Consider the following 24,840-nt stretch of genomic DNA (forward strand, 5'->3'; position numbering starts at 1 on the left):
AAATTAATAATAGATTTATTCCAGCTTCAAATGTTGGACCAATTTTTCAATTTGCCCTGTATAAATTTTGTTAAAAACTTCTTCCAAACTGTCCTGCATACTGTCATACTGGACAAAATCAACAAAATAGGCATTTTTAAATTTAAGAATTTCTTTTCTTCTGGAGCTGTATTTTTCAGACTTTTTGAGCGGAAGTTTTTCAATACTGTCAACGATCTGCAGGATTGCCCTTAACTTTAAACTACTTTTAGAAGGTTGATCTCTTATTTGATCATAATAGTTTTTTAAGTACTCAATTCTTCGCAGCATGTAAGCATTGTAAACCTTGTTGTCTTCATAGTTCTGAAGGTAGTCATTTAAAGCAAGTGTATCTCGTTTTAAAAACCGAAGGGTAGCTTTGTGAGCAATGAAACTGGCGATGTTTTCGTTAAAGTCAACAGAATTTGGAGCGTAATAAGTCGCATGAAATAACTCATGAAATAATAAATTACATAAACTCCCCTTACTGCGTTTTAACATGCTGGTTAAAACCGGGTCCTTCAGCCATCCCAATGTGCTCCAGGCAGAAACACTTCTGAGATCCACATCGTATCCTAATGCAGCCATATGGTTGTAGGCGATTGTGGCGAGATTTTTTTTAAAAAAACCCTTATAACTTACTCGGCCAACCACTGGAAATTTCCACTCATAAGGTTTTAAAGCGTATGGCTCACATGCAGTAATCACCCACAATACAGGTTCGCCCCGTTGATCGTAAATGCTTGTAAAATTCTTAGTCGGTTTATATCCAAGGCTGTCAACAGAATAGTTTTTTACCTCTTCAATAAGGAGGAGATTATTTTTTTCTACTTCTGATAGTGTTGCTTCGCTTACAAACTTTTCAATAGGCTGAGTGTTCAGAATAAGACGAACTTGTCCACTAACCTGGTAAAAGAGGTAGACACTGGTTTTATAATTTAAGGCAGAAATCAGGAAAACAATAAACAGACACAGATTTGCAAAAAGCCTCAGCCATCTTAAACTACTAATCATTACGGGTTATTTGTATCTTTGTTCAGAAACCTGATTATAAAAATAGTGTTTAAAAAAATCATATTTTCTTTTTTGGCAATTATTGGTTCTTTTTGTTTTGCGCAAAAAAACGATTCTTCCTTTCATGTTTTTAAACAAGTTGAAAAAAATCTTCAAAGCCTTCAGAAAAAAACTTTTTTCAGCCGCATTGAGAAAGAACGCATTGAAGGCAATAAAGAGTTTATGCGGGAGTGGGAAAAAATTGTTGCGGATCCAAAAATTATGGACTATGCATTTGATAGTCTGCGTGAAGTTTCCATATTAATTCCAAAAGACAAAAAATTTAAACTTATAACCTGGAATCTTCCGCTGGAGAATGGCACCCACGCTTTCTTTGGATACCTTCTCGTTAACACAAGTAAAAAAGTTAAGACCGGATTTATGAAACATGAAGTTCAGTTTTCTTATGAATTCTTCCGGCTCATAGATCGTTCGGCTACCGTAAAAAATCCTGAAACTTATATAGGAACAACCGACAAATGGTTTGGCATGCTTTACACACAGCTTGTGCAGGGCAACGATTATTATACTTTGATTGGCTGGGATGGCAACGATAAGCTCACGCAAAGAAAATTTATTGATGTGCTCTATTTTCGTGGAGACGGCACTCCTGTGTTTGGAAAAGATGTTTTTAGGTTTCCGAAAAAAAATCCAAAACGTATTATGTTTGAATGGAGTCAGGAAGTAAGTATGAGTGTGAAGTACAATGAAAAAAGAGACATTATTTTATTCAGTCATCTTGTTCCCAAAGAAAGAGGCAGCGTACTGGAAGGACAATTTCAATACTACGGGCCGGACGCTCAATTTGATGCATTCGAGCGGCAAAAAGACAGATGGGTTCTTGTAGAGAATGTTGAGGCTAACAGTGCCATTGATCCTTTGAAGCCTTCTAAAAAACCTGATCCAAGAAAAAACAAAAAAAGAATGCCAGATTACAAGGCCAAATAAGTGTTATTGTCTAACACCTTCTTTCGCGTAAAACACCCGTAACTTTTTGAGAAGTAAAACGGCAACTACACAGCCAAAAGTATTGGCCACCATGTCTTTCCAATCTGCGCTGCGGTTACTAAACCAATAGGCCTGCATAAGTTCTAAGGAAGCTCCGTAACACACTGCAAGTAAAAAATAAAATATAAATGCATTCTTATTTCTGTTGTATTTTATCGCAAGGGTAAACATAAGCACTGTGAGCGCAAAAAACAGCGATGCGTGCACGAATTTATCAAAGCTCAAAATTTCTAACCAGTTAGCTGAAGGGATATATTGGCCAGGGGTTGCACATAAGACAAAAATAAACAGGGCCCACAAAATGGCCAGTACACCAGCGTTTCTAAAAGCAAATTTTTTCAGCGTCTGCATGAATTATGATTAATAAAAAACCCTTTTAAGAAATCTTAAAAGGGTTTTTTTAATTTTATAACTGGATTAAGCTCCGATTAATTTTTTGTAATCGTCAACACTTAATAGTTCATCCACCTCAGCAGGATTGGTAAGTTTAATTTTGATCATCCAGCCTTTTCCGTATGGGTCCTGGTTAACGCTTTCAGGCGCTGAATCAATATCTTTGTTCATTTCCAGAACTTCGCCACTTAAAGGCATAAAAAGGTCACTTACAGTTTTAACAGCTTCTACAGTTCCAAATACAGCTTCTTTATCTACTGTTTCACCAATTGTGTTTACATCTACATAAACGATATCACCTAATTCGCGTTGTGCAAAATCAGTAATTCCGATGGTAGCTTCGTTACCATTAATTTTTACCCACTCGTGGTCTTTTGTGTATTTAAGATCTGCTGGAAAATTCATATTTATTTTTTTTTGTGGTACAAATGTAATGGTTTGTTTTAAATTTTAAGACCTGTTAAGAAATTAATATTCGCACTACTGGAAGGTAATTCTTAAGCTGAAGCCTCCGTTTGTACTAGAAGTAGGAAAGGATGCCGAAGTTTGTGGTTTTGTGCGCACCCAATCGTAGAATAACCTTAGAGTTATGTTTTGAGTAAGTTGATAATCGGCCGACGAACGTAAAGTGATAATATTTGTTCCTCCTGTTGGCGTGCTTAAACCTGTCTCTATCTGGCGAATAACGGCAATGTTCTTACGGAAACTTAAGTCGAGTCGTAAATTTAAACTGCTCTCTAATACTTTACCCTGAATTTTCACAGCCTTGATTCTCAATTTCGGTATTTGATAAGAGCCGCCAATAATATATTCCTGCCCCTTGTTTTCAATGATTTGAAAAGCAGTCATGTTAAGCGTTGTGGATTTATCGCGACGCGTTTCGACATTTAATCCCCAGGTTGGCTTAGGAAATTTAAAATCAAACTTTAAAAGCGGCTCGTAGCGCTCTATCATGGTTACAGAACCAATAGTGTAGTATGGCACAAAGTTTGAATTAATACTTGTAGTACCGCTAGATTGGGCCACTGGCATACGACCCGACTGTTTTCCAAATTTCTCTTCGTAAAGAAGGTTATTGGTAAATCCGTTGATGTTATAGTTGCTTCTGTAAGCATGACGTACTGTAACGCTTGAGAAAATTTTCTTCACGGGCTTTAGTTTGCCAAGTCCATCCCATGTAATAGTCCAATTGGGCAATGGGGTGCTTGGAAAGATGTTCTTTGTGTTGTAATCTTTAATTTTATGACCTGTATAAGATTCGTAAAACGCGCCTAAGAGAACGTCCTGTTGGTTATCTGTATAACCATCGCGATAACTTTGGGTTATTACCTGCCCCTGATCGTTAATGGTTGTATAAGTTACGGCACCGGTTGAATTTTGTGCATTTTGCGAACCCAGTTGATCTGCCATATTTCTTCGGCTGTTTCTGAAATCTTCAAACAATTTCGAATCTACTAAACTGTTCCCATCCTTAAAGGAATTAAAAAAGGTAAGTGTTGAAATATTAAAATTCCCTGTTTCAGACGGACTTCCATTTAGATTATAATTCTTTATAAATCCTTCGGCGTTTGCTGTAGTATCGTATAAAATGTAAGCGGTTTTATTTTTAGTATAAGAATAACTTCCATTCAATTCTATTTTTAAACTACCGTGCGGCTCTACGTTGGCCTTATACGTATAGCTTCTTGAATAGGTCTCCGAATAAGGAGTGGTTGCCCCGCCCTGGTATTTGGTTAACCAGCCGTTGTCACGCGCCCTTTCACGAATATTTGCATCGTACATACCGGTTGTGAATGCAAAGCCTGGAGCCGCAGAATTTCCAAAATCCATTCCTCCGTATTGAGAGCTCGGTAGAAAGTTTGGTAAACCTTGTCCGCCTTGTATTTGTCCGGTAATAGAAATGCTTTTTAACATCATGACACCGCGGGCCAATAATTCGCCAATCGCTTTAAAGCTGGAATCCTTTGCCGACATTGGCTTCTCGGCGCTTCTGGCATCCTGCCCTTCTTTAGACGTTTTTAATTCAGGAGCGCCGCCTTTGCCACCTTTTATCTGAGTCTTTGTATTGCCACTACCAGGATTATTTACTTTTCTAAAATAAGGAATCTTATTATAGAGTTGAATCATGTTAAAGTTGCCTGTAAGATTATGAGTGCGGGTATTTTGAATGGTGTTCCCTACATCGTTCGCCGCAAATGGTCTACGAGTCCATGTATAAGTACCTCCATACCGGTAGCTTGTTTTTACAAAATCAAAAATTGGAATTTTATTAATCGGCACATCCACATTCAGATTCATCTGCTGCCTGTACACGGTGTTCTCTCCAAATCTACCCACAGAATCTCTGCCATCAGGTGTTTTAAGGCCATTGAAGAATGTTTTTTGAACTTTTTTCCGGTTAAAACCCTGGCCTTGTTCTTCCATTACACGGCCATCATTTGCGGCCTGGTAATCAAATTTCAATGATTTATTAAGAGGCCACACAAAGTTGTAGTTCCGCGTAATTGTAAAATTTTTATTTACTAACACAGGGTTATCAAAATCATTCGATCCTGCGTAAAAGCTGGTAATATCCCTGTTTTTAAGTTCTGTATACGTTCTGTTAACATCCATTGAAGTTCCAAAACTGCTTGGCACTAATTGCAGGTTGAAGTCTTTAATAAGTGTAAACCATTTGTTTTGAAAAAGCTTGACTTTGGTAAACGGCTTCAAGGTTAAGGGATTTCGGATGGAATAAGCATACTGAATATTACCGCGATCCTGCCGTAAATTATTAAACTCTACATTTATATTTCGTTTCCGGGTTTCGTTATACGCGTAGGTGACAGAAAAATTACTAATATCCCACAGCCTTGGTTTGGCCTTGGGACGCTTTAAACCGTCAATACGAACGTTGGTGAGGTTAAACCCCTTTCGTTGTGTGTAATCTACTATCTGATCTAAAACATCATCTTTTTTGGCCTGAGGCACTTCAGGATTATCTTTAAACGCATCTGTTCTTACATCCGGATCAAGTGGATTAAACAGTGGTGTAATCTTAGTAATGCCATAATTATAAAAAACAGGCAAAGTTACTTTCCATTTGTCGGGGAAGAATTTTCCAGCGTTAATGGAAGTACTTACGTCCCAGGATTTATTAGTTTCTTTACTACGGTCATTGATCTTACTTTCTACGCTGCCCCAGAAAGGTGTTTTATAGGTTCCCGCTAAATTTAACATCCCCAGATCAGCCAACTTGGCCTGCATTTGCCCTGTTGTTGCCCAGCCACCTTTGTTATTAAAATCCGTTAAACGTAACTCATTAATCCATACTTCCACACAATGCGCCAAACCATCACTGCTCTTCGGATTACGCACACCTGCCATAATACTTTTTACCGTTCCTAAATTCGGGTTACCCACAATGGTAATGGTATATCCGCCCATATCCTTTGAATAGGGCTCACTCAATTGATTAAGCTCACTGAAGTACCCGTACTTTTGATTCCGCTCATCTTTTACAAGACTGATCTGATCGAAATTAAAATTCACTTCATTTTCTTTTATCCACACCTGCGAGCGTGAATCAACGCTGTTTGGATCGTATATCCCTTTAGCGGTTAATTTTAGAGGTACTTCGTATTCGTAGAAGTTGTTGTTATAATCTGTTCCTACTCTGAAAAACAAATTCACATCCCCATCATTTAAGGGTTGATTATTTAGTCGCTCAGCATGTACGTTCATTTTTATATTCTGAAACATACGCGTGTCGAGATCGACGTTCTTAAATACAGCGCGGCTGTCTCCATCTTTTAGATCACAGGCACGAAGTGATAGTGACTGCTCGTTTAAAAGTACCAGGTTTGTAGTCTGAACATTCTGCTGTTGATCAATTTCCGGAGGCATTACATAATTCACCGGAACTTTCGTAGAGTTTTCCTGTAAGCTAACTGCCGACACGTCAAATACAGCTCCGTTATCATCGTGCGCAATATACTCACCCGGCTGTTTTAAGTCGTATTGGTAACGACGCCAATCGCTACGTACAAGTTCAAAGCGTGCCAAACGTAGTAAAACCGGCCGGTTAAAGCCTTTCATATAAACACGCATAAAACGAATGGAGTTAAATCCTTCGATGCCACCTACATTACTTTCAAACTGTGAAATCGGAATTTTAAACTGATACCATTTAACCGTTTTAGTTACTCCACTAAATTCTGCCGAACCTTCAAAGGCATCTACAATAAAATTTGTTCCAACGCGTGATGGACTCACAGCTGTAGGACTTATGCGCACATGGTACTGATAAAAATTTTCTACGGTGTTTAGAGTGTTATCTCTGTTTATATCTTCAATGTTTGGAACGTTCGTTGCTCCTGTTGGATAACCCTGGTTATTCAGAGCCTGGTATTGTGCTTCGGTTGGAGAGTTCCCTTCAGGATTGTTGTATCCCGAATAGCGTTTTATAGTGTTTGCCTGAACATCTCCCGCATCATAATCGTCACCACGGAAAAAATGATATCTGTCGGATGATGGATCAGAATTAAATGCAGCTTTGGCTGCATCAGTAAAACCACCGTTATTCATATCATCAATAGCTGATTTGAAGCGATCTCTTTCTTCTTCATCCGTTAAACCATCGTAGCCCACATCCTGGTCGGGTCTGTCGTTATTGTCCTGCGAGAAAGCGTTAATAACCGGGGCGAGCGTAGGAACATCGGCAAGAGGTGTTTCATTTACAGTAAGATTATTTGCAAAAGAAGACTGGCCTGGAAGTCCGTTCTCATAAGTCATTCCACCATCCTTAACAATGTCTTCTGAAATATTTCCAAGATTAATATAAAGATCTCCCTCCGGTAAATTATTTTTATCGAAGGCAGTATCAGTTGCTGCATCATAATCTTCATTAAAAGGATCCATCATCCAGAACTGGATATATTCTACGTTCGCTGCCTGAAAATCATTTGTTTCTAACCTGCGCATGATACCCCCCCAGCGGGTTTCAGGATTTTTCAAAGATCCGTTAGGATTGATCCCTTTTGAAGTTTGGGTTTGATTAACATCATAATTGTAAGGACCACGTTCTGAAGGAAAAAAGCCCAGATCAAGCAAAGGTAAAACAACCTGCTGACCGTTAGGAGGTGTTTTGCCCGGGAACAATTCTGTTTCAAAAACCTGGCGCCACATGTTATTTGAGAAGAGCTTTTTGCTTGCATAGTACCCTGGCGTGGTTCCACTTTGATCACGGGTAAACATCGCATCGATATTATACCAATTAAACCGCGCACGGTTTTTCCCGATATCTAAATTACCATCAATAAGCGAACTCTCAGGAAACAAGCCCGCGACCTTTGGAATACTTGCAAGGAACCAACTGCTAGCGCCTTTTACGTCGATAAGCGAAACGGATCCTTCAAAATCGTCGATGTAGGAATTTCCACCGTTTTTACGAATGGCTTTAGCGTTACCCGGAAAAAGTTTTGCAAACTCACCGCGCGTAGTAATGGTACTCATTTCTTTCGTACTGTAGAAAGGAAGCTTGTCGAGTAAACGCGTTAGAAAAGGAGCGTCTGTTTTATAATTAAAATCTACTCCGGCTGTGATATTACTTACCGGTTCATCACCAATAGTTACTTTTTGTGTTAAAGGTCTTTCTGTATATCTCAGGAAAGTTCCACCTAAGGTTAAGTTACGCCCGGCTTTGTAATCAAGACGCGTTCCCCATAAATTTTTCTGCTGAACCTGGAAAAGCGAGTTACTTTCAAGCGATACTTTAATAGTAGCTCCTGAATTTAAAATACCTTCATTGATAATTTTTACTCTTCCTAAAGTATAATCAATGGTATAATCTGTATTTTCTACCAGGGCAATACCGTTAGCCGTTACAACTACCGCACCTTGTGGAATATTTAAAGCGTTTAAAGCAATTTCAGATCCTGATGAAGAACGGTACGTTCCTTTGATCTTGTAACGGTTTTTATTTTGAATAAACGATGCCGCTGTTTTCGTTGAGTCGTAAAGCTCTGTAAAAATGTAATTATTGGCCCCTGGAAAATCTTCAGCAACAAATTTAATTTGGTCGCTACAAGTGGTTCCTGCAATATCCGAAGCGCTCGTTATCAAACTTCTTCCGAAAGGTTCTTCCGTAGGAAAATAAGCCCGGCCGTTGAGCTGTGAAATCGTATACCCTGTAATAAAATCATACACCCCATCAGATCCTCTGTCGCCATTTGTATTTAATTTATCGCACTGTAAAACGCGAATTAATTGTTTTCCGTTCACATCTCTGCCGTAAGGCAGGTAAGGCATGTCGACACCTGTTTCAATGTTATTGTAATAAACATCAAGTTTAAAATCCTGAGGGTTTAAATTATAAGCGCCCAATGCATAAACGTTTTTCATCATCAAACGCCACATTTTATGCTTCACGCTTACTGCATTTGTTTTTAATAATTTACATACAAGCAATTGCGTATTATCAGGAACCTGCTCGCTAAACTCACCCACCTGGTAGGTTTTGCCATTGTAGGTAAATTGATACGATACAGCGAGAGCCTGGTCGTTATTTAACTGTTGGTTAAGTGAAATGTAACCGGTACGTGTATTTACAAAAAACTCTGTAGAATTTAAACGTCTGGCATTTTGAATTTTCACGTAATCTCTACCTTCCGACATGTATCCGTTTCCTTCAATGTTTGCATTTGTAGCTACAACACTCGAAGATAAAACAGCTGCATCTGAAAAGTTACGGGTTGCTAATATACCGCCCGATCCTACAAGGTTATCATAAAGATTATTGATATAGTTGTTTGGAATAATGGTGTCGGCTGGGTTAGGATTTTGTATAGCATAGCTTACTGGTGAAATGTTATTTGTTAATTGTGGTTCAACGTTAGAGATAGCTTCTCCAAGGTCTTCAAAAGCCACCACGTTACGCGTTTGTTCTGCAGTTCCGGTGGTACCGAGTACATATACCTCAACTTTTGTAATAATAATGGGAGTATTAATTACAGGTAAAGTACACATCCATTTGTCATAATTCTTCCTGAAATAATGTCCTAAATAATAGTGTTTGTTTTGCTCGTAGTTATCTCCGGTAATGTTAAAGGTCTGCATTTGCGCACCGCCCTGCACCGTGATCTCCTGCTTTTTACCTTTTTGCTGAGAGAACACTGTAGTAGCGGTTAGCTTACCGAATTGCAAGGTGGTTTTAAATCCAAATAGAGTCTGGCTACCCGAAATTAAAGTGCTATTAAGCGGCAAGCTTACGTTACCTGCTTCAATCTTCTTAATGATCTCGTCCTCGTAACCTGTGTAATCTACTTTCACCTGGTTTTCCCAATCAAAAGAAGCTTCGGTGTTATAGTTGGTGGTGACTTTTAATTTGTCTCCAATCTTCCCAATAAGGTTTAACTGGATACGCATGTTAAAATCAAAATTGGTTACTTTTTGTTGTTTTTGTGGAATAGCCGGATTTAAATTTTTATTTCTGTTAAGTCCGAAAATTAACTCCGCAGTACCAGTTGGCTTTATGTCTACGGTATTTCCACCAAAAATCCTGTCGAATAATTCGCTGTTAACCTGTAATTTAGGTAAAATGCCTTTACGTGGCTGATCGTTGAGTTCATCAGCTGCCACGCGCGAACGCCAGTATTCACGCATTTGTTTTTTGTACATATATTCCTTGTATTCCTTAAGGTTCATATATGTCTCAGGCCGGTAATTTTGTTCTCCAACCTTTTGTTTTACAATGTAGTTTCCAGTCTTGGGGTCGTATTCTACCTCGGTTTTAATATTTTCCGGGTCTTCCAGATATAACTTTGATTTAGGATCCAGCATGGGCGGGTTCCCGTTATTATCTTTGAATTTAAATAACAAATCAGGCTCTTCTTCCTCCTCCACATCAGGAGAATCGGGAGGAAAAACATGTTTGTCAGGCATAAATGACAAGTCATCGGGTTGCGACAAATCTGTTTTGGTAACCATACCAAAGAGACAGGCCGTAGCGCTGGTTATCAATACAAAATTTATAAGTCCGTTGGCTCTCACTCTTTACTGGCTAAAAGTTCTTTAATGCTGCTTTAATTAGTAATTCCACATTTTCGGTACCAGTACCCTGCTGTTTTATAGCCTTTTCGATAGCTCTTTCCGCAGCAATTTTCGGGAAACCCAATGTAACCAAAGCCATTAACGCCTCATCCTTATTTTTATTGTACGAAGTTGCCAAAATCTGTGAAATTCCGCCTTCGTGTTTACCCATTTTTCCTTTTAGATCCACCACTATCCTTTGAGCTGTTTTATCGCCTATTCCTTTGATACTCTTTAGCAACGTGACATTGGCAGTATTTATTGCGCCGGCAATCTCTGTGGCGCTCATGCTCGATAACATTAACAAAGCACTTGAACCTCCCACCCCGCTTACCGAAATCAACTTTCTGAAAAGCTCGCGTTCTTCTTCTTCGGCAAAACCGTAATACCTGGGATTATCGTCGCGGATATAAACGCTTTCTATAAATAGCTGTGCCTCTGTTTGTTCGCCGATTTTTGAGTAGGTTTGAAGCGACACGTACAGACCATAGCCTACCCCGTTGGCTTCTATAACCATAAAAGCAGGATTTCGCGCAGCAACGTGACCTTTAACGTAATTGATGAGTGACATTCAGAGATTACTTTTTATTTTGAGCATCTACCACCGCAATGGTAATCATATTAACTATTTCGCGCACACTGCTACCCAATTGCAATACATGAACAGGTTTATTTAAACCCATGAGTACCGGGCCAATGGCTTCGGCTCCACCCAATTCCTGCATCAACTTGTAAGCAATATTGCCAGAAGCCAGGTTAGGGAAAATAAAAGTGTTTACGTCTTTATCGATAAGCGTACTGAAAGGAAATTGTTCTTTTAACAAGTTGTTATTGGTTGCGAAATTCGCTTGCAAGTCGCCATCTACGATCAATCCAGGGTAATTAGAATGTAAAATTTTAACGGCTTTAGCTACCTTATTGGGAACTTCTCCTTCAGCTGAGCCGAAATTTGTATAAGAGAGCATAGCCATACGCGGAACGATATTGTATTGTTTTACCGTATTAGCTGTTAAAACCGCAATATCCACCAGCTCTTCAGCTGTTGGATCAGCATTCATGGTAGTATCTGCAAAAAAGTACGGACCGCGTTTTGTTACCATAATGTAAAGTCCGGCAACTCTGCTAACACCTGGAAGCATGTTGATGATCTCCAAAGCTGGCCTGATCGGTTGACCGTATTTGCGGGTTAAACCGCTGATCATAGCATCCGCCATTCCGTTCTCCACCATCATGGCGCCGAAATAATTACGATCGCGCATTTGTTTTCGGGCGTCGTATTGTGTTAAACCACGACGTTGACGCTTTTGCCAGAGCATATCACCAAATTCATTTAACTTATCTTCCAGATCATGAACAGAGTCAATTAACTGCATTTCAGATAAATCAATAAAGTTCTCTTCTGCAAGTTTTTGAATTTTTGTTTTATCACCCAGTAAGATGGGCTTGGCAATACCTTCGTCGCGCACAACCTGTGCAGCTTTCAAGATTTTATAATTATCAGCTTCAGTAAATACAATGCGTTTAGGGTTGCTTTTGGCTTTATCAGCCAGGCTTCTCATTAACTTGTTATCTTTTCCTAAACGGTTTTCGAGTTCAGAACGGTAAGCGTCCCAATCTGTAATTTTTAATTTGGCTACACCACTATCAATCGCAGCCTTCGCCACAGCTGAAGATACTGCGCTAATCAGGCGGTTATCAATCGGTTTGGGAATAATATAATCAGATCCAAAGCTTAGGTTTTTAGAACCGTAAGCTAAGTTTACATAATCAGGAACAGGTTCTTTTGCCAAAGCAGCAATAGCTAATGTTGCCGCCAGTTTCATCTCTTCATTGATAGTAGTTGCGCGCACATCCATAGCTCCTCTGAAAATAAAAGGAAAACCTAAAACGTTATTTACCTGGTTGGGATTATCACTTCTGCCTGTGGCTACGATAATATCAGGACGTGCAGCTATAGCATCTTCATAAGATATTTCCGGCGTTGGATTAGCAAGGGCAAAAACAATGCAATTTGAATTCATACTTCGAACCATGTCCTGGTTCAGAATATTTCCTTTTGAAAGGCCTACAAAAACGTCGGCTCCTTTAATAGCCTCTGCTAAAGTATTTTTATCGGTTTTTTCGGCTGCAAAAAATGATTTGTACTGATCAAGGTCTGTGCGCCCCTTGTGAAGAACGCCTTTACTATCCAGCATTAAAATATTTTCCTTTTTAACGCCAACAGCAATGTAGAGCTTAGCACAGGAGTTGGCTGATGCGCCAGCTCCATTAATCACTACTTTTACCTGTGACATTTTTTTACCGGAGATCTCCACTGCGTTAAGCATTCCTGCTGCACTGATAATGGCCGTACCGTGCTGATCGTCGTGCATTAAAGGAATATCCAATATCTCCTTTAAACGGCGCTCAATTTCAAAACACTCCGGAGCCTTAATATCTTCGAGATTTATACCGCCAAAAGTGGGAGCAATATTTTTTACTGTGTTTACAAATTCGTCAATGTTTGTAGTATCAATTTCAATGTCAAAAACGTCTATGTCTGCAAAGATCTTAAATAACAATCCTTTTCCTTCCATCACGGGCTTTGAAGCCAAGGCGCCAATATTTCCAAGTCCTAACACCGCCGTTCCATTTGAAATAACCGCTACCAGGTTTCCCTTAGCGGTGTATTTGTAGGCATCTTCAGGATTTTTTTCAATTTCGAGGCAAGGTTCTGCCACTCCCGGAGAGTAAGCAAGAGTTAAGTCGCGCTGAGTGCTGTATGGTTTGGTTGGTATAACTTCAATTTTACCGGGACGTCCCTGTGAATGGTAATCTAACGCATCTTCTCTTCTAAATTTTGCCATATTTTTTTAAAACGGAAAACGAAGATAGTTAATTATTTAGAAGGAAAAAAGTGTTAAAATGTAAGAGTTTACCCTGTTTAAAACCTGCTATTTTTGGTTGAATTTACACGCAGATTTTTGCTTTGACGATAACTCGCTTTTTACAAAGAATTTTGGTCGCTTGTACTTTTCTGAAACTCCAGATAAAACACAGTTCCCAAATACTTTTCAGATGTAAAGGAAATACTTCCGCCAAAACCTTGCATGATATTTTTCACCATGGCAAGACCGAGCCCTGAACCTGTTGTTTTAGTCGTAAAATTTGGCGTAAAAATTTTAGTTTTCAGATCTTCGTCAATCCCACAACCGTTATCTCTTATGGCTACGATGACCGAAAACTCCTTTTCTTCTAGCGTAATTTCGATTTCCGGACTCTCCTGATCTTCTAAAGCCTGGATGGCATTTTTTAAAATGTTGTTGAAAACACGAAGTCCCTGGTCACGATCACCCATCACCCAAATCTCGGGCTGTACAACGCGATTTACAATGCTTACGCTTTTTCTGTTTTCAAAAATAAGTACCGAAGAGGTTAAGATTTCGGCCAGGTTAATAGGCTCAAGACGCGCTCCCGGGAGTTTTGCGAAGTTACTGAATTCATTGGCAATATTGGCAAGTGAATCTATCTGTTCTATGATTCCGATACTTGTTCTTTCAAATTTTTCCCTGAAATCATCGGGATTATTTTTCATCAAATGCTGAAGATACTGCAGGTTCAGCTTCATTGGGGTTAAAGGATTTTTAATCTCATGGGCTACTTGTTTAGCCATCTCACGCCAGGCACTTTCTCTTTCGCTCTGCGCCAGTAGATTGGCACTGTTCTCTAATTTTACAAGCATCTGATTGTACTCCGAAACCAGTTTCCCAATTTCATCGTTGCTTTGCCAGACAATTTTTTCGTTTTGTTTTCCCAGCGAAACATTACTTAATTGTTGTTTGATTAAGCGCAATGGCTGAGTGATAAAGCCGGATAAGATTAAACCAGCGAGAATACTGATCACGAATAAAATTACATACACATTTATGAGCGCACTGATAATTCCCGACAACTCATTTACAAGATCACTTTGCCTGGCGAAATAGGGAAGATTAATAAAGCCTATGAGCTGTTTTTTAGAGTCGAATAAAGGCGTGTAAAGCGACAGGTAGTTTAAAGCCCCGGCTTTATCCGTTACCGTTTCAGAGGAGGACTGATTGTCTTTTAACTTCCAAAATGCTTTAGGATTTACGAAAGATGCGGCAAGACCCATGTCATAGAGTTTAGATTCACTTGTATTAAACAACTCACCGTTTCTATAGAATAAACTGATGGGTGTATTAAACAAACGCGAGTATTCTTTTAATTTTAAATTAATGAGTTCTTTTTGTGAGGGATCGAAAACCTGTTCTGGTGTAAATTGGGCGGTAAGTTCATTGATAATAATTTGTGTTTTTTCTTCAAGTTGCTTTTTATTGTTTTTTTCAAACTGAGCGCTGACAAGCGTTCCCGAAGTAATGCCCACGGCCGACATGGCTAATAATAAGAGTACAACAATGATGGTTTGAATACGTCTTGTTAAAGTAGGACTACTAAAATGATTTGTAAATAAAGCAGAATAAACCAGGTACGAAAGGTAGGTCATCAAAGAAAAAAACAAGAGGAGGTAAGAATTGAACGTAAAAAAGTAATTCCATTTGCGCGCTTTCTGACTGATAATCACTTCCGTATTCTCATCAGGGTGATAATAATGATGAATAAATTCCTGTTCGGATCTTGCCAGCATTGAAGAATCTTGCAAAGAAAAAGGATAATTAAACTCGCCAAAGCGGCTTGTAACTTGTTCAGCACGATATACAGCGTGGCTGAAGCTTTTTAGTTTTTCTGGTTTTTGTTGCGACTGATCGAGCAGCAGGTCGGGGAAACTTCCGAGCTCTTCAAACTGTTTAGCCTCCATGACGATAAAAAGTTTCTTCTCTTTTAATTCTACTTTCCCCACATACTGAGCGTTTTTCCGGTGATTTTTCACAAAAAAAAGTTCTAGAGTAGCTGTTGAATCAGAATTTTCGCGAATAAGATCGTCAAAAAAACCTTCGTTCGTAAACCGGGGATCTTTCACATCGAATAAAGGTTTACAGTTTTTATCGAAGAGTGAAAACTGAACAGTATAGCGATCAAAATAACCGCTAAAATATTTTTGTTTGAGTAATAAGGAGACTTCCTTTTCTGAAGTCGGGATCTCATCCAAAAAATTTACCATGGTGTTCAAACCTTCGTCCCTGCCCATTTTTTCAGGAATGCCCGAGAATTCATTTTCAAGAATAGGATCTTGTTTTTCGCTGAGCTTAATTGCCAAAATACTAAGATCTTTTTCCTGATTTATAGTGATGTAGGTATTAAATAATTTAGAAGTCACCACCGACATCAACACAATTTGCAAGCCTAGCGCGAGGGCGATCTTAAAACCATAAATCCGCAACAAAACCAAAAGAAGCGAGGCATAAATCAGCAGCCAGTAATTTTCAAGAAAACCTTGCCTCTGTGTGTAAGCTTGCTGAATAGCACACAAACAAACATATAAAATAAAAAATTGAAAAGCGCCACGCCAGGTTTTGGTCGAAAAAAGAGAAAGGGATTTATTGATCAGGACAAAAAGGGCTAAGGCATAACTACTTAAGGCTCCCAAACCAATAAACACAGGAATTTTGATATTAAAGATGCTTAGAAAATCAAAACTCAGTGTAGAGTTATTAATAAGACTTATTGCCGTTTGATTAAACTGGTTAAAGACCACGAAAATTAAAACAAAAAGCAGAAAGGAAAAACTAAACCGGGCCGTGCGACTTTTAAATTGCGACGACTGAAAATGAAAAATAGCCGCTAAACACAGTAGTGTTAGAGCATTTATAAAAATATCTCCCAGATAGCCATTTACAAAAGATTCTGCGTTTCCAAAAATACGGAGATCATAGAGTTGAGTTCTGTAAAAAAAAGCCGGCCATTTTAGCCAAAGCATTAAAAAACGAACTAACAGAACTGCGGCACTGGAGGCTGCTAATGTAAAAAGAGAAGCCTTTGCAATCACATAAAGTAAAATGGCGATTAAAATAAAAACAAGGCCCAGAAAAAAAATTAATAAAGAAATTGTATCTGCGGTTTCAGAAAAGTAAACTTCGTCGTTCCCTTTTATGGAAAACAAATTTTGACCGCCAAGAGTAACTTTATTGGGCAACAAATTAGTAGTATCCATTTTAACATCTTCCGGAATGCCTGTCCAGCTTCGGAAACGGTTTTTGAGGTAATTATTTTGCAGTTCATAGGTTGGCTTTACCAGGCACAAAGCCAAAGCGGTTTTTTGACCTTCACTTCTTTTAAAGTAGAGGTAAAATCCATGTGGCATTTTTACCAATCCCTGCTCTTCGCTAAAAAACGACTTTTCTTTTTGGAGGGGAATCTGTGAATTATTCCAGAACTCTAAACTGTCTTTTTGCCAGAGATAAAGTCCTACCCTATCCTCTTCGTAATAGCGACCAAGCCCTTGCCAGTTTTTTGACAGATCGTCTTGCAAAAGCGCATTTAATCCCTCCTTACAAATAAGAGCTTTGGTTTGGACATTTTCTGAAGAAATTTGTGTTATTTTTTGGAAGGAAAGTGTTGAGCTCTGGTTGTAAAAAACAGCAGCCAAGATCAGAAAGATTCCACCAATTAATAAAATAAGACGGCCCGGGCTCTTTTTCATTTTACTCCTTGCAACTAGTAGTCAAAAAAATACTTGAAATTGACATGACATCAGCAAAATAAGGATAATTCTCATGAATCAGTAAAAAATATTTGGCAAGGATTATTAAAATGCTTTTATATTTGTAATTTACAGATATTTAATATTTTTTATGGCACAGGTAAATAAGACATCCTTAAAAGCACCAACTTTTGCACCACTAAGTCAAACCTTCAAGTATTTTTCTTTTCTAAATCAAAAGATTGCTATGATTCTTATTGGGATTGTAGGTTTTGTATTTTATATCACTTCTATTAATGGAGAATACGCGCTGGATGACGGGATTATTATTCACCAAAACGACCACGTAATTAAAGGGGTTCGTGGTATTAAGGATATTATGACGCGTGATGCTTATGAAAGTTTTTACCGTCGTATGTGCGCTACCGATCAATTAGCCGGGGGTCGTTACCGTCCGCTTTCTGTTGTAAGTTTTGCTCTTGAACAACAAGTTATTGGTAACTACCGTACTGGTTTATACATGAAGGTAGAAGATTCTAACCGGAATGGCATACTCGATAAGGACATGGTAAATTTTACATCACCTTGCGGAAGGCCTGAAACCAATTACGAATACAATGATTTTGTTGACCTTAACAATAACGGTGTTGTAGAAGGTAACGAATGTTATAACTGCTGGGATTTAAATAAAAACTTCAAAAACGAGTGGGACGAAGATCTTAACGTGGATGGAATTTTTAACGAGATCGACTGCCAGGTGTATGGCGCAAATGTGCGTCACTTCAACAACATCTGGACATTCGCTTTAGGTTGTATGCTTTTGTACCTGGTGTTTTCACGTTATTTTTTCCGCACCAACCAGGATCTTGCTTTTTTAGCTGCTTTACTTTTCACCATGCACCCAATTCACTCTGAAGCTATTGCCAATGTGAAAAGTCGTGATGAGATCTTCTCTTTGATCTTTCTCTCGCTCACGTTCTTCTACACGTTTAAGTACCTGGAGACGAAAAAGAACAAGGAACTTTTCTGGGCTTCCTTCATGTTTTTACTGGCGCTTTTATCAAAAGAATACGCCGTTACTTTACTCATTCTAATTCCTTTGGCCGTATACACGTTTACAGAAAATGATTTTGATGTAAAAACTTTCTTCGATACAAAAGAATTCAAACAAACTTTATATGTTGGTCTCGCCTTCGTTATCTGCGCGGGTATGATGCTTTACCTGAAACGTGATTTTGACATGCACGCAGCGCCAGGTGCCAAACCCATCCGCTCATTCTGGATATTCCCGTTTCTTTATGTTATTGTAGGGATCTATATTATGGGCTCTAACAAGAAAAATAATTTCCATAAACTATTAAGCTGGTTTTATTTTGTGATGTTGTTTTATTTAGCAATGCGTTTAGTTGCGGTGAAACTGAAACCAGGAGTTCCGGATACAGAAATTTTAAATAATCCATACTTATTGGCCAATGGTGAAGAACGTTTCGCCACCAAAGGGTTTGTACTTTTAAAATATTTATGGTTACAACTTTTCCCTGCAACTTTATCTTCTGATTATTCCTACAACACTATCGAGTACCGTCACTTTACAAGTTGGGATTTCCTTCTTTCTATTGTGATTCACGTTGGAATGGTTGTAGCGGCAGTGTACTATACTTTGAAAAAACACATCTTAGGTTTTGCGTTAATGACCTACATCATTTTTGCCTTAATGATCGGTAACGTGTTAATGGATATTGGTGCTACCATGGGTGAACGTTTGATCTTTCACTCTTCTATAGGATTCTGTATCGCAATAGCTTATTGGATCTTGTTAGGTTTAGATAAACTCTCTACGGTAACTATCAATGTAAGAAAAACAGCATTAGTGTCTCTTGTATTGGTTATTACTTTCTTGTTTGGTTGCAAAACATGGGAGCGTAACTGGGACTGGAAAAATGACGTTACTTTATTCTTGAAAGACGTAAAAACCATGCCTCACTCTGTACTTGTGCTTGGTAATGCAGGTGCACGTTGGGTTGATTTGGCTGACACGAAAGAGGTTACAGGAGTTCAGGTAGTTGGACAGGATTCTACCCGTTTTAACGACTACAACGGAACGCTTGTAATTACTGATGAAGAAGTAAAACAAGGTGGATATAAAAACAAACGCGAAGCAGCACTCTTCAAAGGAATTTCATTCCTGAAACATGCTACCGATTTACATCCACGTTATGTTAACGGGTATTTAAATTTAGGTCTTGCTTATTTCAAATTACGTAAAGATTTCGAAGCCCTTTATTACTGGAAAAACGCAGAACGTTTGTATCCAAACAATCCTTATTTAAGAAACTATTACCAGGTGTATTCAAACGATCTTAAGAATAGAGGCTCAATGGCTTTCAACCGCGGACGGATGGATTCTGCTGCCATTGCTTATAACCTATGGACTTTATTAAGTCCGGGCGACCAGGAAGCATGGTACAATTTAGGAGGTGCTTATTTTAATCAGGGGAAATATACCCTAGCTAAACGCAGCTGGGACAGAGCTCTGCAAATTAATCCAAACTATGCAGAAGTTAAGAAAGTATTGCCGATGATAACCCCTCAGATGTTGGGACAAGTACCGCAACCAACAGTACCACAAGGATCACAGCCGATTAAAAATAATTAAGCGTTCTGAAGTATAAAATTAAAAAAGCCATCTCCAGGGATGGCTTTTTTTTTGCACTTTCTCTACTACGCCCGAAATAGCAATTCGCCCGAGTTGACATTCTTTCTTTCTAAAAAATATTTTCATTTAGCAAATGGAGTTCAATCGCATTAGACTGTGAGTTCGTGCTCAGTAAGCAGTCTTTCTGAACGTATATCCGCAGTGAGTTACAGCCTATAAGGGATGTCATTTACAGCAGGATTAACCTCCAGTGGATGTAAAGGCCAGCAATCGCGAAAACAATGTCAGTTCGAGAAGGGCAAAAGAATTAAGACTCATTTGAGCCGGCTTGTATATTAGAGATGTCAGTCCGAGCAGGATCAAGATCCCGTGGATATTGAGGCCAGGTTGTGTAAGGCGAGAACAAAAGCAAAAAACCACCGACTAGCGGTGGTTTTTTTATAAAAATAGGAGAATAGAATTAAGCTGTAATTTTTTGTCCTTTAAGAACAGCAGCCATTGTTTTACCAATTTCTGCAGGACTTTCGCATACGTGGATACCACATTCGCGCATGATTTGCATTTTAGCCTGAGCAGTATCTTCATCGCCACCAACAATAGCACCTGCGTGACCCATTGTACGACCTTTTGGAGCGGTTTGACCAGCGATAAATCCAACAACCGGTTTTTTATTTCCGTTAGCTTTAATCCAACGCGCAGCTTCTGCTTCGTAGTTCCCGCCAATTTCACCAATCATAACGATGGCTTCTGTTTCAGGATCGTTCATTAATAATTCAACAGCATCTTTTGTTGGAGTTCCAATAATAGGATCTCCACCAATTCCGATGGCAGTAGTTACACCTAAACCAGCTTTTGCAATTTGATCAGCTGCTTCATAAGTTAAAGTTCCACTTTTAGAAACAATGCCGATTTTACCTTTTTTGAAAACGAAACCTGGCATGATACCAACTTTTGCTTCACCAGCAGTAATAACACCCGGACAGTTTGGTCCGATTAAACGGCAGGTTCTTCCTTTTAAATATTCCTTTACTGCGATCATGTCTTTTACAGGAATACCTTCTGTAATACACACGATAACTTTGATTCCCGCTTCAGCAGCTTCCATAATAGCATCGGCAGCAAATGCAGCCGGCACAAAAATGATAGAAACATCTGCACCTGCTTTTTGAACAGCTTCAGCAACCGTGTTAAATACAGGACGCTCTAAATGTGTAGTACCGCCTTTTCCAGGAGTTACACCACCCACTACGTTAGTTCCGTACTCAATCATTTGTGTTGCGTGAAATGTTCCTTCACCACCTGTAAAGCCTTGTACAATTACTTTAGAATCTTTATTTACTAATACTGACATAATCGAAAAATTTGTCCACGAATATAATGATTTTTAATTTGCCACACTTGAAAGTTAAGCACAAAATTCTCTCTAATCTTGAGCAAACGCCTTGTGATGCCGGCAAATTATTTTACTTTCGCCTTTTTATTATTTTGGAAGATTTTATTGAATTATATACGGATGGTGCGGCCAGCGGCAATCCTGGTCCGGGAGGGTTTGGACTCGTGTTAAAATACAAAAACCACCGTAAAGAATTATACGGAGGTTTTAAACGCACAACCAATAACCGCATGGAACTTCTCGCTGTAATTGTTGGCCTTGAAAGCGTTACCAATAATGGTTTAAAAGTAAGAGTCTATTCCGACAGTAAATACGTCGTAGATGCCATTAATCTCAAATGGATAGTAGGTTGGCGAAAAACTGGTTTTAAGAATAAAGCCAATGTTGATTTATGGCAACGTTTTTTACGGGTGTATGATCCTACGAAACACGCATTTTTTTGGGTAAAAGGTCATGCCAGTAATGTGGAGAATAATCGCTGTGATCAATTGGCTGTTTTTGCCTCCAAACTGCCCAACGTACCTGTTGACGAAGGCTATGAGGCGATAAAGAGGGGGTGATTTACCTTCTGTTATCCTGGTAAACTATTCCTTCGCGCCAGTATTCAACAGCAGTATACCAGTTCTCTTTATAAAATTGTGAGCGCTCCATAACAAAATCATTATCCGAAAAAGGATTTTCAGTCTTATTAAAAATAACCCTTAGTGTATTAGGGTTTGCTTCATTGCCATACACCCAAATTTCGTCTTTCACACTTTTGTAGACATTTGTAGGCGGGCCAAACACAATGTAAATCATTCCCCTGTCTGTCTTCCATCCTTGCGCGTAACTACTGTAGTTTTTATTAGCCTCTTTAACCCTTCCATAATAACGCTTCAGTAACTCGCGCGCCCTTTCGTTACTTCCGCCCAAAGACAACCAAAAATTATCAATGCAATTTTTTTTATCCGCAGCACCTTTACATTCATCAAATTCTTCTTTACTCATCAGGTAACGCGTACAATCAATCATTTCGTCACTTGTGCTTACACCGGGAAATGTTTTATCGTAGGTATACAAACTTATACCTATATAACTCTGAAGATCTGTTTTTATATGATAGAATCCGCGCGTTGGCATGGTAAGGCGAAACTGATTTATACTCAAATTCAATACAAACACACTGTCGGGTTTATATTTCAGTTCATCGGGTTTTTTTGTAGAAAAAGGAGGAAGAGCGGGACCAAACTCTTTAAAAAAACAATCTACTGTAACCTGTGAAATAGCCGGGTTAGCAAACTTTACAATAACTTCTTCTTCGGCAAAAAAATTATTTTTAAACGCTACGGTATCTCTAAGCGTTACGAGGAAATTTTGATCACTGAAAGAATTTTGTTTGTAGATATTGATGCCCTGAGAATATTTTGTTCTGCGATTTTTATCAAAAATTTCAATATCCAGGTAATAATTATTTCCCCTGTAAGCTTTTAATCTAAACTGTGAATAAAGAGATTTTATTTTCACAAACTCTTCGCCCGCTCTGTCGCTCAGCATATAACTTCCACTATCCAGAATTTTTCTGGAATTGCGATCGCTTAAAAGTTTGTAGGTAATACGTATTTCTGCATAAAACGCTTTAGTGGTATCCGGACGCTTATACAAGAGGTTTTCATTTTTTATCTGCAGGTAATTTGCAGTAACAGAGTCATTGATATGATAAGCTACCGCATTTACTTCCAATAAATCGCTATCTGGATTTACAAGACTTTTGGTAGGTTTGCTGGTATACTCCTTTTTCGACTGGCAGGCAGACAGAAGTACTGCCGTTAAAAAAAACAAAGTATGTCTGAACAAGTGCTTCAACAAATCAAATTTAACGAATAAAAACTATCTTTACTCTTCTCAAATTAAATTTTAATACAGGGGTAACACAGCGCTGCTGCTATCTCCATAAAAATAAAAGTTTACACCATGCAAAAAACCATTAGTTTTTTAAAAGCTATAAAATCAAATAATAACCGCGATTGGTTTGAAAAAAATAAAGACCGATATCTTGAAGCAAAAGCAGAACATGAAGTTTTGATTGAACAGATCATTAAAGGCATTGTGAAATTTGATAAAAAGATTTCTCCCGAGATGAAAGCTAAAGATTGCGTGTTTAGAATTTATAAGGATGTACGTTTTTCGAAAGACAAAACACCTTACAAAACAAATTTTGGCGCAAGCATGAATCCAGGAGGAAAAAAATCTTTGGAAGCAGGCTACTACCTGCATGTGGAGCCAGGAGCAAGCTTTTTAGCGGGCGGTGTTTATATGCCTGAACCAGAAATGCTAAATGCAATTCGCCAGGAAATAGATTACAATCCGGAACCGCTTTTTAAAATCCTCAAATCTGCTTCTTTTAAAAAATATTTTAAAGGCTTTGACGATGAAGGAAAATTAAAAACCGCGCCTAAAGGATTTGATAAAGATCATCCAAACCTGGAACTCCTTAAAAACAAACATTTTTTAGTGAGTTACCCTGTAAGTGATAAAGATCTTCAGTCTAATGAGTTTGAAAAACTTGTTGTTTCAGGTTTTAAGGCCATGCATCCTTTAATGGAGTATCTGCGCGAAGCCACTGCCTAAAAGGATAGCGGGGAAAAGCCCGATTTTTACTACGACTGAAAACAGAACTTTCTTTATTTTCGAAAGAAAAAATATACCGCGCCAAGTAAAAAGCCAAAACCAACAATGTGATTCCATTTTAATTCGTCGGTTTTAAAAAATACCAGCGTAAAAATTACAAAAACCGAAATCGAAATAACTTCCTGAATTAATTTCAATTGCCACATGTTAAATGGTCCGCCGTCTGTGGAACTACCTATTTTATTGGCGGGAACCATTAACGAATATTCAAACAAGGCAATTCCCCAACTAATAAGAATGGTAACTACCAGGCCCACATTTTTAAGCATGGGAAGATCTTTATACCGTAAATGCCCATACCAGGCAATGGTCATAAATGTATTGGAAGCCATTAATAATAAAATGGTTTGAAGTCCCCGTGAAATCATAAGCCTGTGTATTTTCTAAATAATTTAATGGCCAGTGCCAGCAAAACAATGCCAAAAACTTTTTTAATAATGGCAATCCCTCCCACTCCGAGCAATCTCTCAAGTAAATTTAAATAGCGTAAAACGAAATAAACAATTACCACATTTATAACGATTGCTATAATGATGGATAATAAATTATATTCTGCGCGAATGGATAATAAAGTTGTAAGGGTGCCTGTGCCTGCAATTAAGGGGAAAGCCAAGGGTACCACGGATGCCGTAGCGGGAACTTCGTCGCGGTAAATTTTAATTCCCAGGATCATTTCTAATGCAATAAAGAATAATACGAAAGAACCGGCAATTGCAAAATCGCCTTCTGTAATGCCAATAATTCCCAGTATGCTTTGTCCAACAAACAAAAACACAATCATAATTGCCAATGATACCCAGGAAGCCTTAAAAGCATTAATGCTTCCGGCGCTTTGTTTCAAATTAAGAATAACAGGAATAGACCCTACTACATCAATAACAGCAAAAAGCACTGTTGTGACCTTTAAAATTTCAACAACATCAAACACGAGACCCATGCAGCAAAGCTAATTATTAGAAATTATCTATCAAAGATTTAAGTTTTTTA

Annotated in this window: 15 protein-coding genes; 4 read left to right on the forward strand and 11 right to left on the reverse strand. The window is 38.5% G+C overall.

What is annotated here, in order from left to right:
• Positions 1-15: 15 nt before the first annotated feature.
• On the reverse strand, positions 16-1,032 hold the full coding sequence (locus tag CNR22_06720) for a hypothetical protein (GenBank protein PBQ31468.1): 1,017 nt from the start codon (positions 1,030-1,032) through the stop codon (positions 16-18).
• A gap of 45 nt (positions 1,033-1,077) precedes the next feature.
• On the opposite strand from CNR22_06720, the gene CNR22_06725 reads away from it, so the two are divergent.
• Positions 1,078-2,019 (forward strand): hypothetical protein, encoded by a 942-nt coding sequence (locus tag CNR22_06725; protein ID PBQ31469.1) that lies wholly within the window; start codon positions 1,078-1,080, stop codon positions 2,017-2,019.
• A 3-nt stretch (positions 2,020-2,022) separates the two neighbouring features.
• Here the strand turns inward: CNR22_06725 and CNR22_06730 are convergent, their stop codons facing one another.
• From CNR22_06730 to CNR22_06755, 6 genes are all read right to left on the reverse strand, one after another.
• Complete coding sequence (locus CNR22_06730; GenBank protein PBQ31470.1) at positions 2,023-2,430, reverse strand: hypothetical protein; 408 nt, start codon at positions 2,428-2,430, stop codon at positions 2,023-2,025.
• A gap of 66 nt (positions 2,431-2,496) precedes the next feature.
• The gene (gcvH, locus tag CNR22_06735) at positions 2,497-2,877 is read right to left on the reverse strand and encodes a glycine cleavage system protein H (GenBank protein ID PBQ31471.1); all 381 of its coding nucleotides are present in this window, start codon (positions 2,875-2,877) and stop codon (positions 2,497-2,499) included.
• 75 nt (positions 2,878-2,952) lie between these two features.
• Entirely contained in the window at positions 2,953-10,500 is a 7,548-nt protein-coding gene (gene sprA, locus CNR22_06740; protein ID PBQ31472.1) for a cell surface protein SprA, read from the reverse strand.
• 10 nt (positions 10,501-10,510) lie between these two features.
• The gene (locus CNR22_06745; GenBank protein PBQ31473.1) at positions 10,511-11,110 is read right to left on the reverse strand and encodes a Holliday junction branch migration protein RuvA; all 600 of its coding nucleotides are present in this window, start codon (positions 11,108-11,110) and stop codon (positions 10,511-10,513) included.
• Between the two features lie 7 nt (positions 11,111-11,117).
• Positions 11,118-13,385 (reverse strand): NADP-dependent malic enzyme, encoded by a 2,268-nt coding sequence (locus CNR22_06750; GenBank protein PBQ31474.1) that lies wholly within the window; start codon positions 13,383-13,385, stop codon positions 11,118-11,120.
• A gap of 140 nt (positions 13,386-13,525) precedes the next feature.
• Positions 13,526-17,137 carry a hypothetical protein gene (locus tag CNR22_06755; protein PBQ31475.1) on the reverse strand — a complete coding sequence of 1,204 codons (3,612 nt, stop codon included), beginning with the start codon at positions 17,135-17,137 and terminating at the stop codon, positions 13,526-13,528.
• Positions 17,138-17,288: 151 nt separating this feature from the next.
• On the opposite strand from CNR22_06755, the gene CNR22_06760 reads away from it, so the two are divergent.
• Positions 17,289-19,793, forward strand: coding sequence for a hypothetical protein (locus CNR22_06760; protein ID PBQ31476.1), 2,505 nt, complete (start codon positions 17,289-17,291; stop codon positions 19,791-19,793).
• 460 nt (positions 19,794-20,253) lie between these two features.
• Here the strand turns inward: CNR22_06760 and CNR22_06765 are convergent, their stop codons facing one another.
• Positions 20,254-21,144, reverse strand: a complete 891-nt coding sequence (locus CNR22_06765; GenBank protein PBQ31477.1) for a succinate--CoA ligase subunit alpha — start codon at positions 21,142-21,144, stop codon at positions 20,254-20,256.
• 26 nt (positions 21,145-21,170) lie between these two features.
• Between CNR22_06765 and CNR22_06770 the strand changes: the two genes are divergently transcribed.
• Complete coding sequence (locus tag CNR22_06770; GenBank protein PBQ31478.1) at positions 21,171-21,746, forward strand: ribonuclease HI; 576 nt, start codon at positions 21,171-21,173, stop codon at positions 21,744-21,746.
• A 1-nt stretch (position 21,747) separates the two neighbouring features.
• Here CNR22_06770 and CNR22_06775 read toward each other — a convergent pair whose 3' ends face one another.
• Positions 21,748-23,004 carry a hypothetical protein gene (locus CNR22_06775; protein PBQ31479.1) on the reverse strand — a complete coding sequence of 419 codons (1,257 nt, stop codon included), beginning with the start codon at positions 23,002-23,004 and terminating at the stop codon, positions 21,748-21,750.
• A gap of 132 nt (positions 23,005-23,136) precedes the next feature.
• Between CNR22_06775 and CNR22_06780 the strand changes: the two genes are divergently transcribed.
• A complete protein-coding gene (locus CNR22_06780) occupies positions 23,137-23,793 on the forward strand; it encodes a hypothetical protein (GenBank protein ID PBQ31480.1) in 657 nt (218 codons plus the stop codon).
• 53 nt (positions 23,794-23,846) lie between these two features.
• On the opposite strand, the gene CNR22_06785 is transcribed toward CNR22_06780, so the two are convergent.
• Together CNR22_06785 and CNR22_06790 are read right to left on the reverse strand one after the other, a co-directional pair.
• Complete coding sequence (locus CNR22_06785; protein PBQ34845.1) at positions 23,847-24,218, reverse strand: hypothetical protein; 372 nt, start codon at positions 24,216-24,218, stop codon at positions 23,847-23,849.
• Positions 24,218-24,790, reverse strand: a complete 573-nt coding sequence (locus CNR22_06790; GenBank protein PBQ31481.1) for a hypothetical protein — start codon at positions 24,788-24,790, stop codon at positions 24,218-24,220. Before CNR22_06790 ends, CNR22_06785 begins: the two co-directional genes overlap by 1 nt.
• Positions 24,791-24,840 lie beyond the last annotated feature (50 nt).

The organism is Sphingobacteriaceae bacterium (assembly GCA_002319075.1).
In the GTDB taxonomy this organism is placed as follows: Bacteria; Bacteroidota; Bacteroidia; order B-17B0; family Aurantibacillaceae; genus Aurantibacillus.

Coding starts and splice junctions, on each gene's coding strand:
- CNR22_06720 (PBQ31468.1), bottom strand. CDS start 1,032: ATGATTAGTAGTTTAAGATGGCTGAGGCTTTTTGCAAATCTGTGTCTG.
- CNR22_06730 (PBQ31470.1), bottom strand. CDS start 2,430: ATGCAGACGCTGAAAAAATTTGCTTTTAGAAACGCTGGTGTACTGGCC.
- gcvH (PBQ31471.1), bottom strand. CDS start 2,877: ATGAATTTTCCAGCAGATCTTAAATACACAAAAGACCACGAGTGGGTA.
- CNR22_06745 (PBQ31473.1), bottom strand. CDS start 11,110: ATGTCACTCATCAATTACGTTAAAGGTCACGTTGCTGCGCGAAATCCT.
- CNR22_06750 (PBQ31474.1), bottom strand. CDS start 13,385: ATGGCAAAATTTAGAAGAGAAGATGCGTTAGATTACCATTCACAGGGA.
- CNR22_06755 (PBQ31475.1), bottom strand. CDS start 17,137: ATGAAAAAGAGCCCGGGCCGTCTTATTTTATTAATTGGTGGAATCTTT.
- CNR22_06760 (PBQ31476.1), top strand. CDS start 17,289: ATGGCACAGGTAAATAAGACATCCTTAAAAGCACCAACTTTTGCACCA.
- CNR22_06765 (PBQ31477.1), bottom strand. CDS start 21,144: ATGTCAGTATTAGTAAATAAAGATTCTAAAGTAATTGTACAAGGCTTT.
- CNR22_06770 (PBQ31478.1), top strand. CDS start 21,171: ATGATTTTTAATTTGCCACACTTGAAAGTTAAGCACAAAATTCTCTCT.
- CNR22_06780 (PBQ31480.1), top strand. CDS start 23,137: ATGCAAAAAACCATTAGTTTTTTAAAAGCTATAAAATCAAATAATAAC.
- CNR22_06790 (PBQ31481.1), bottom strand. CDS start 24,790: ATGGGTCTCGTGTTTGATGTTGTTGAAATTTTAAAGGTCACAACAGTG.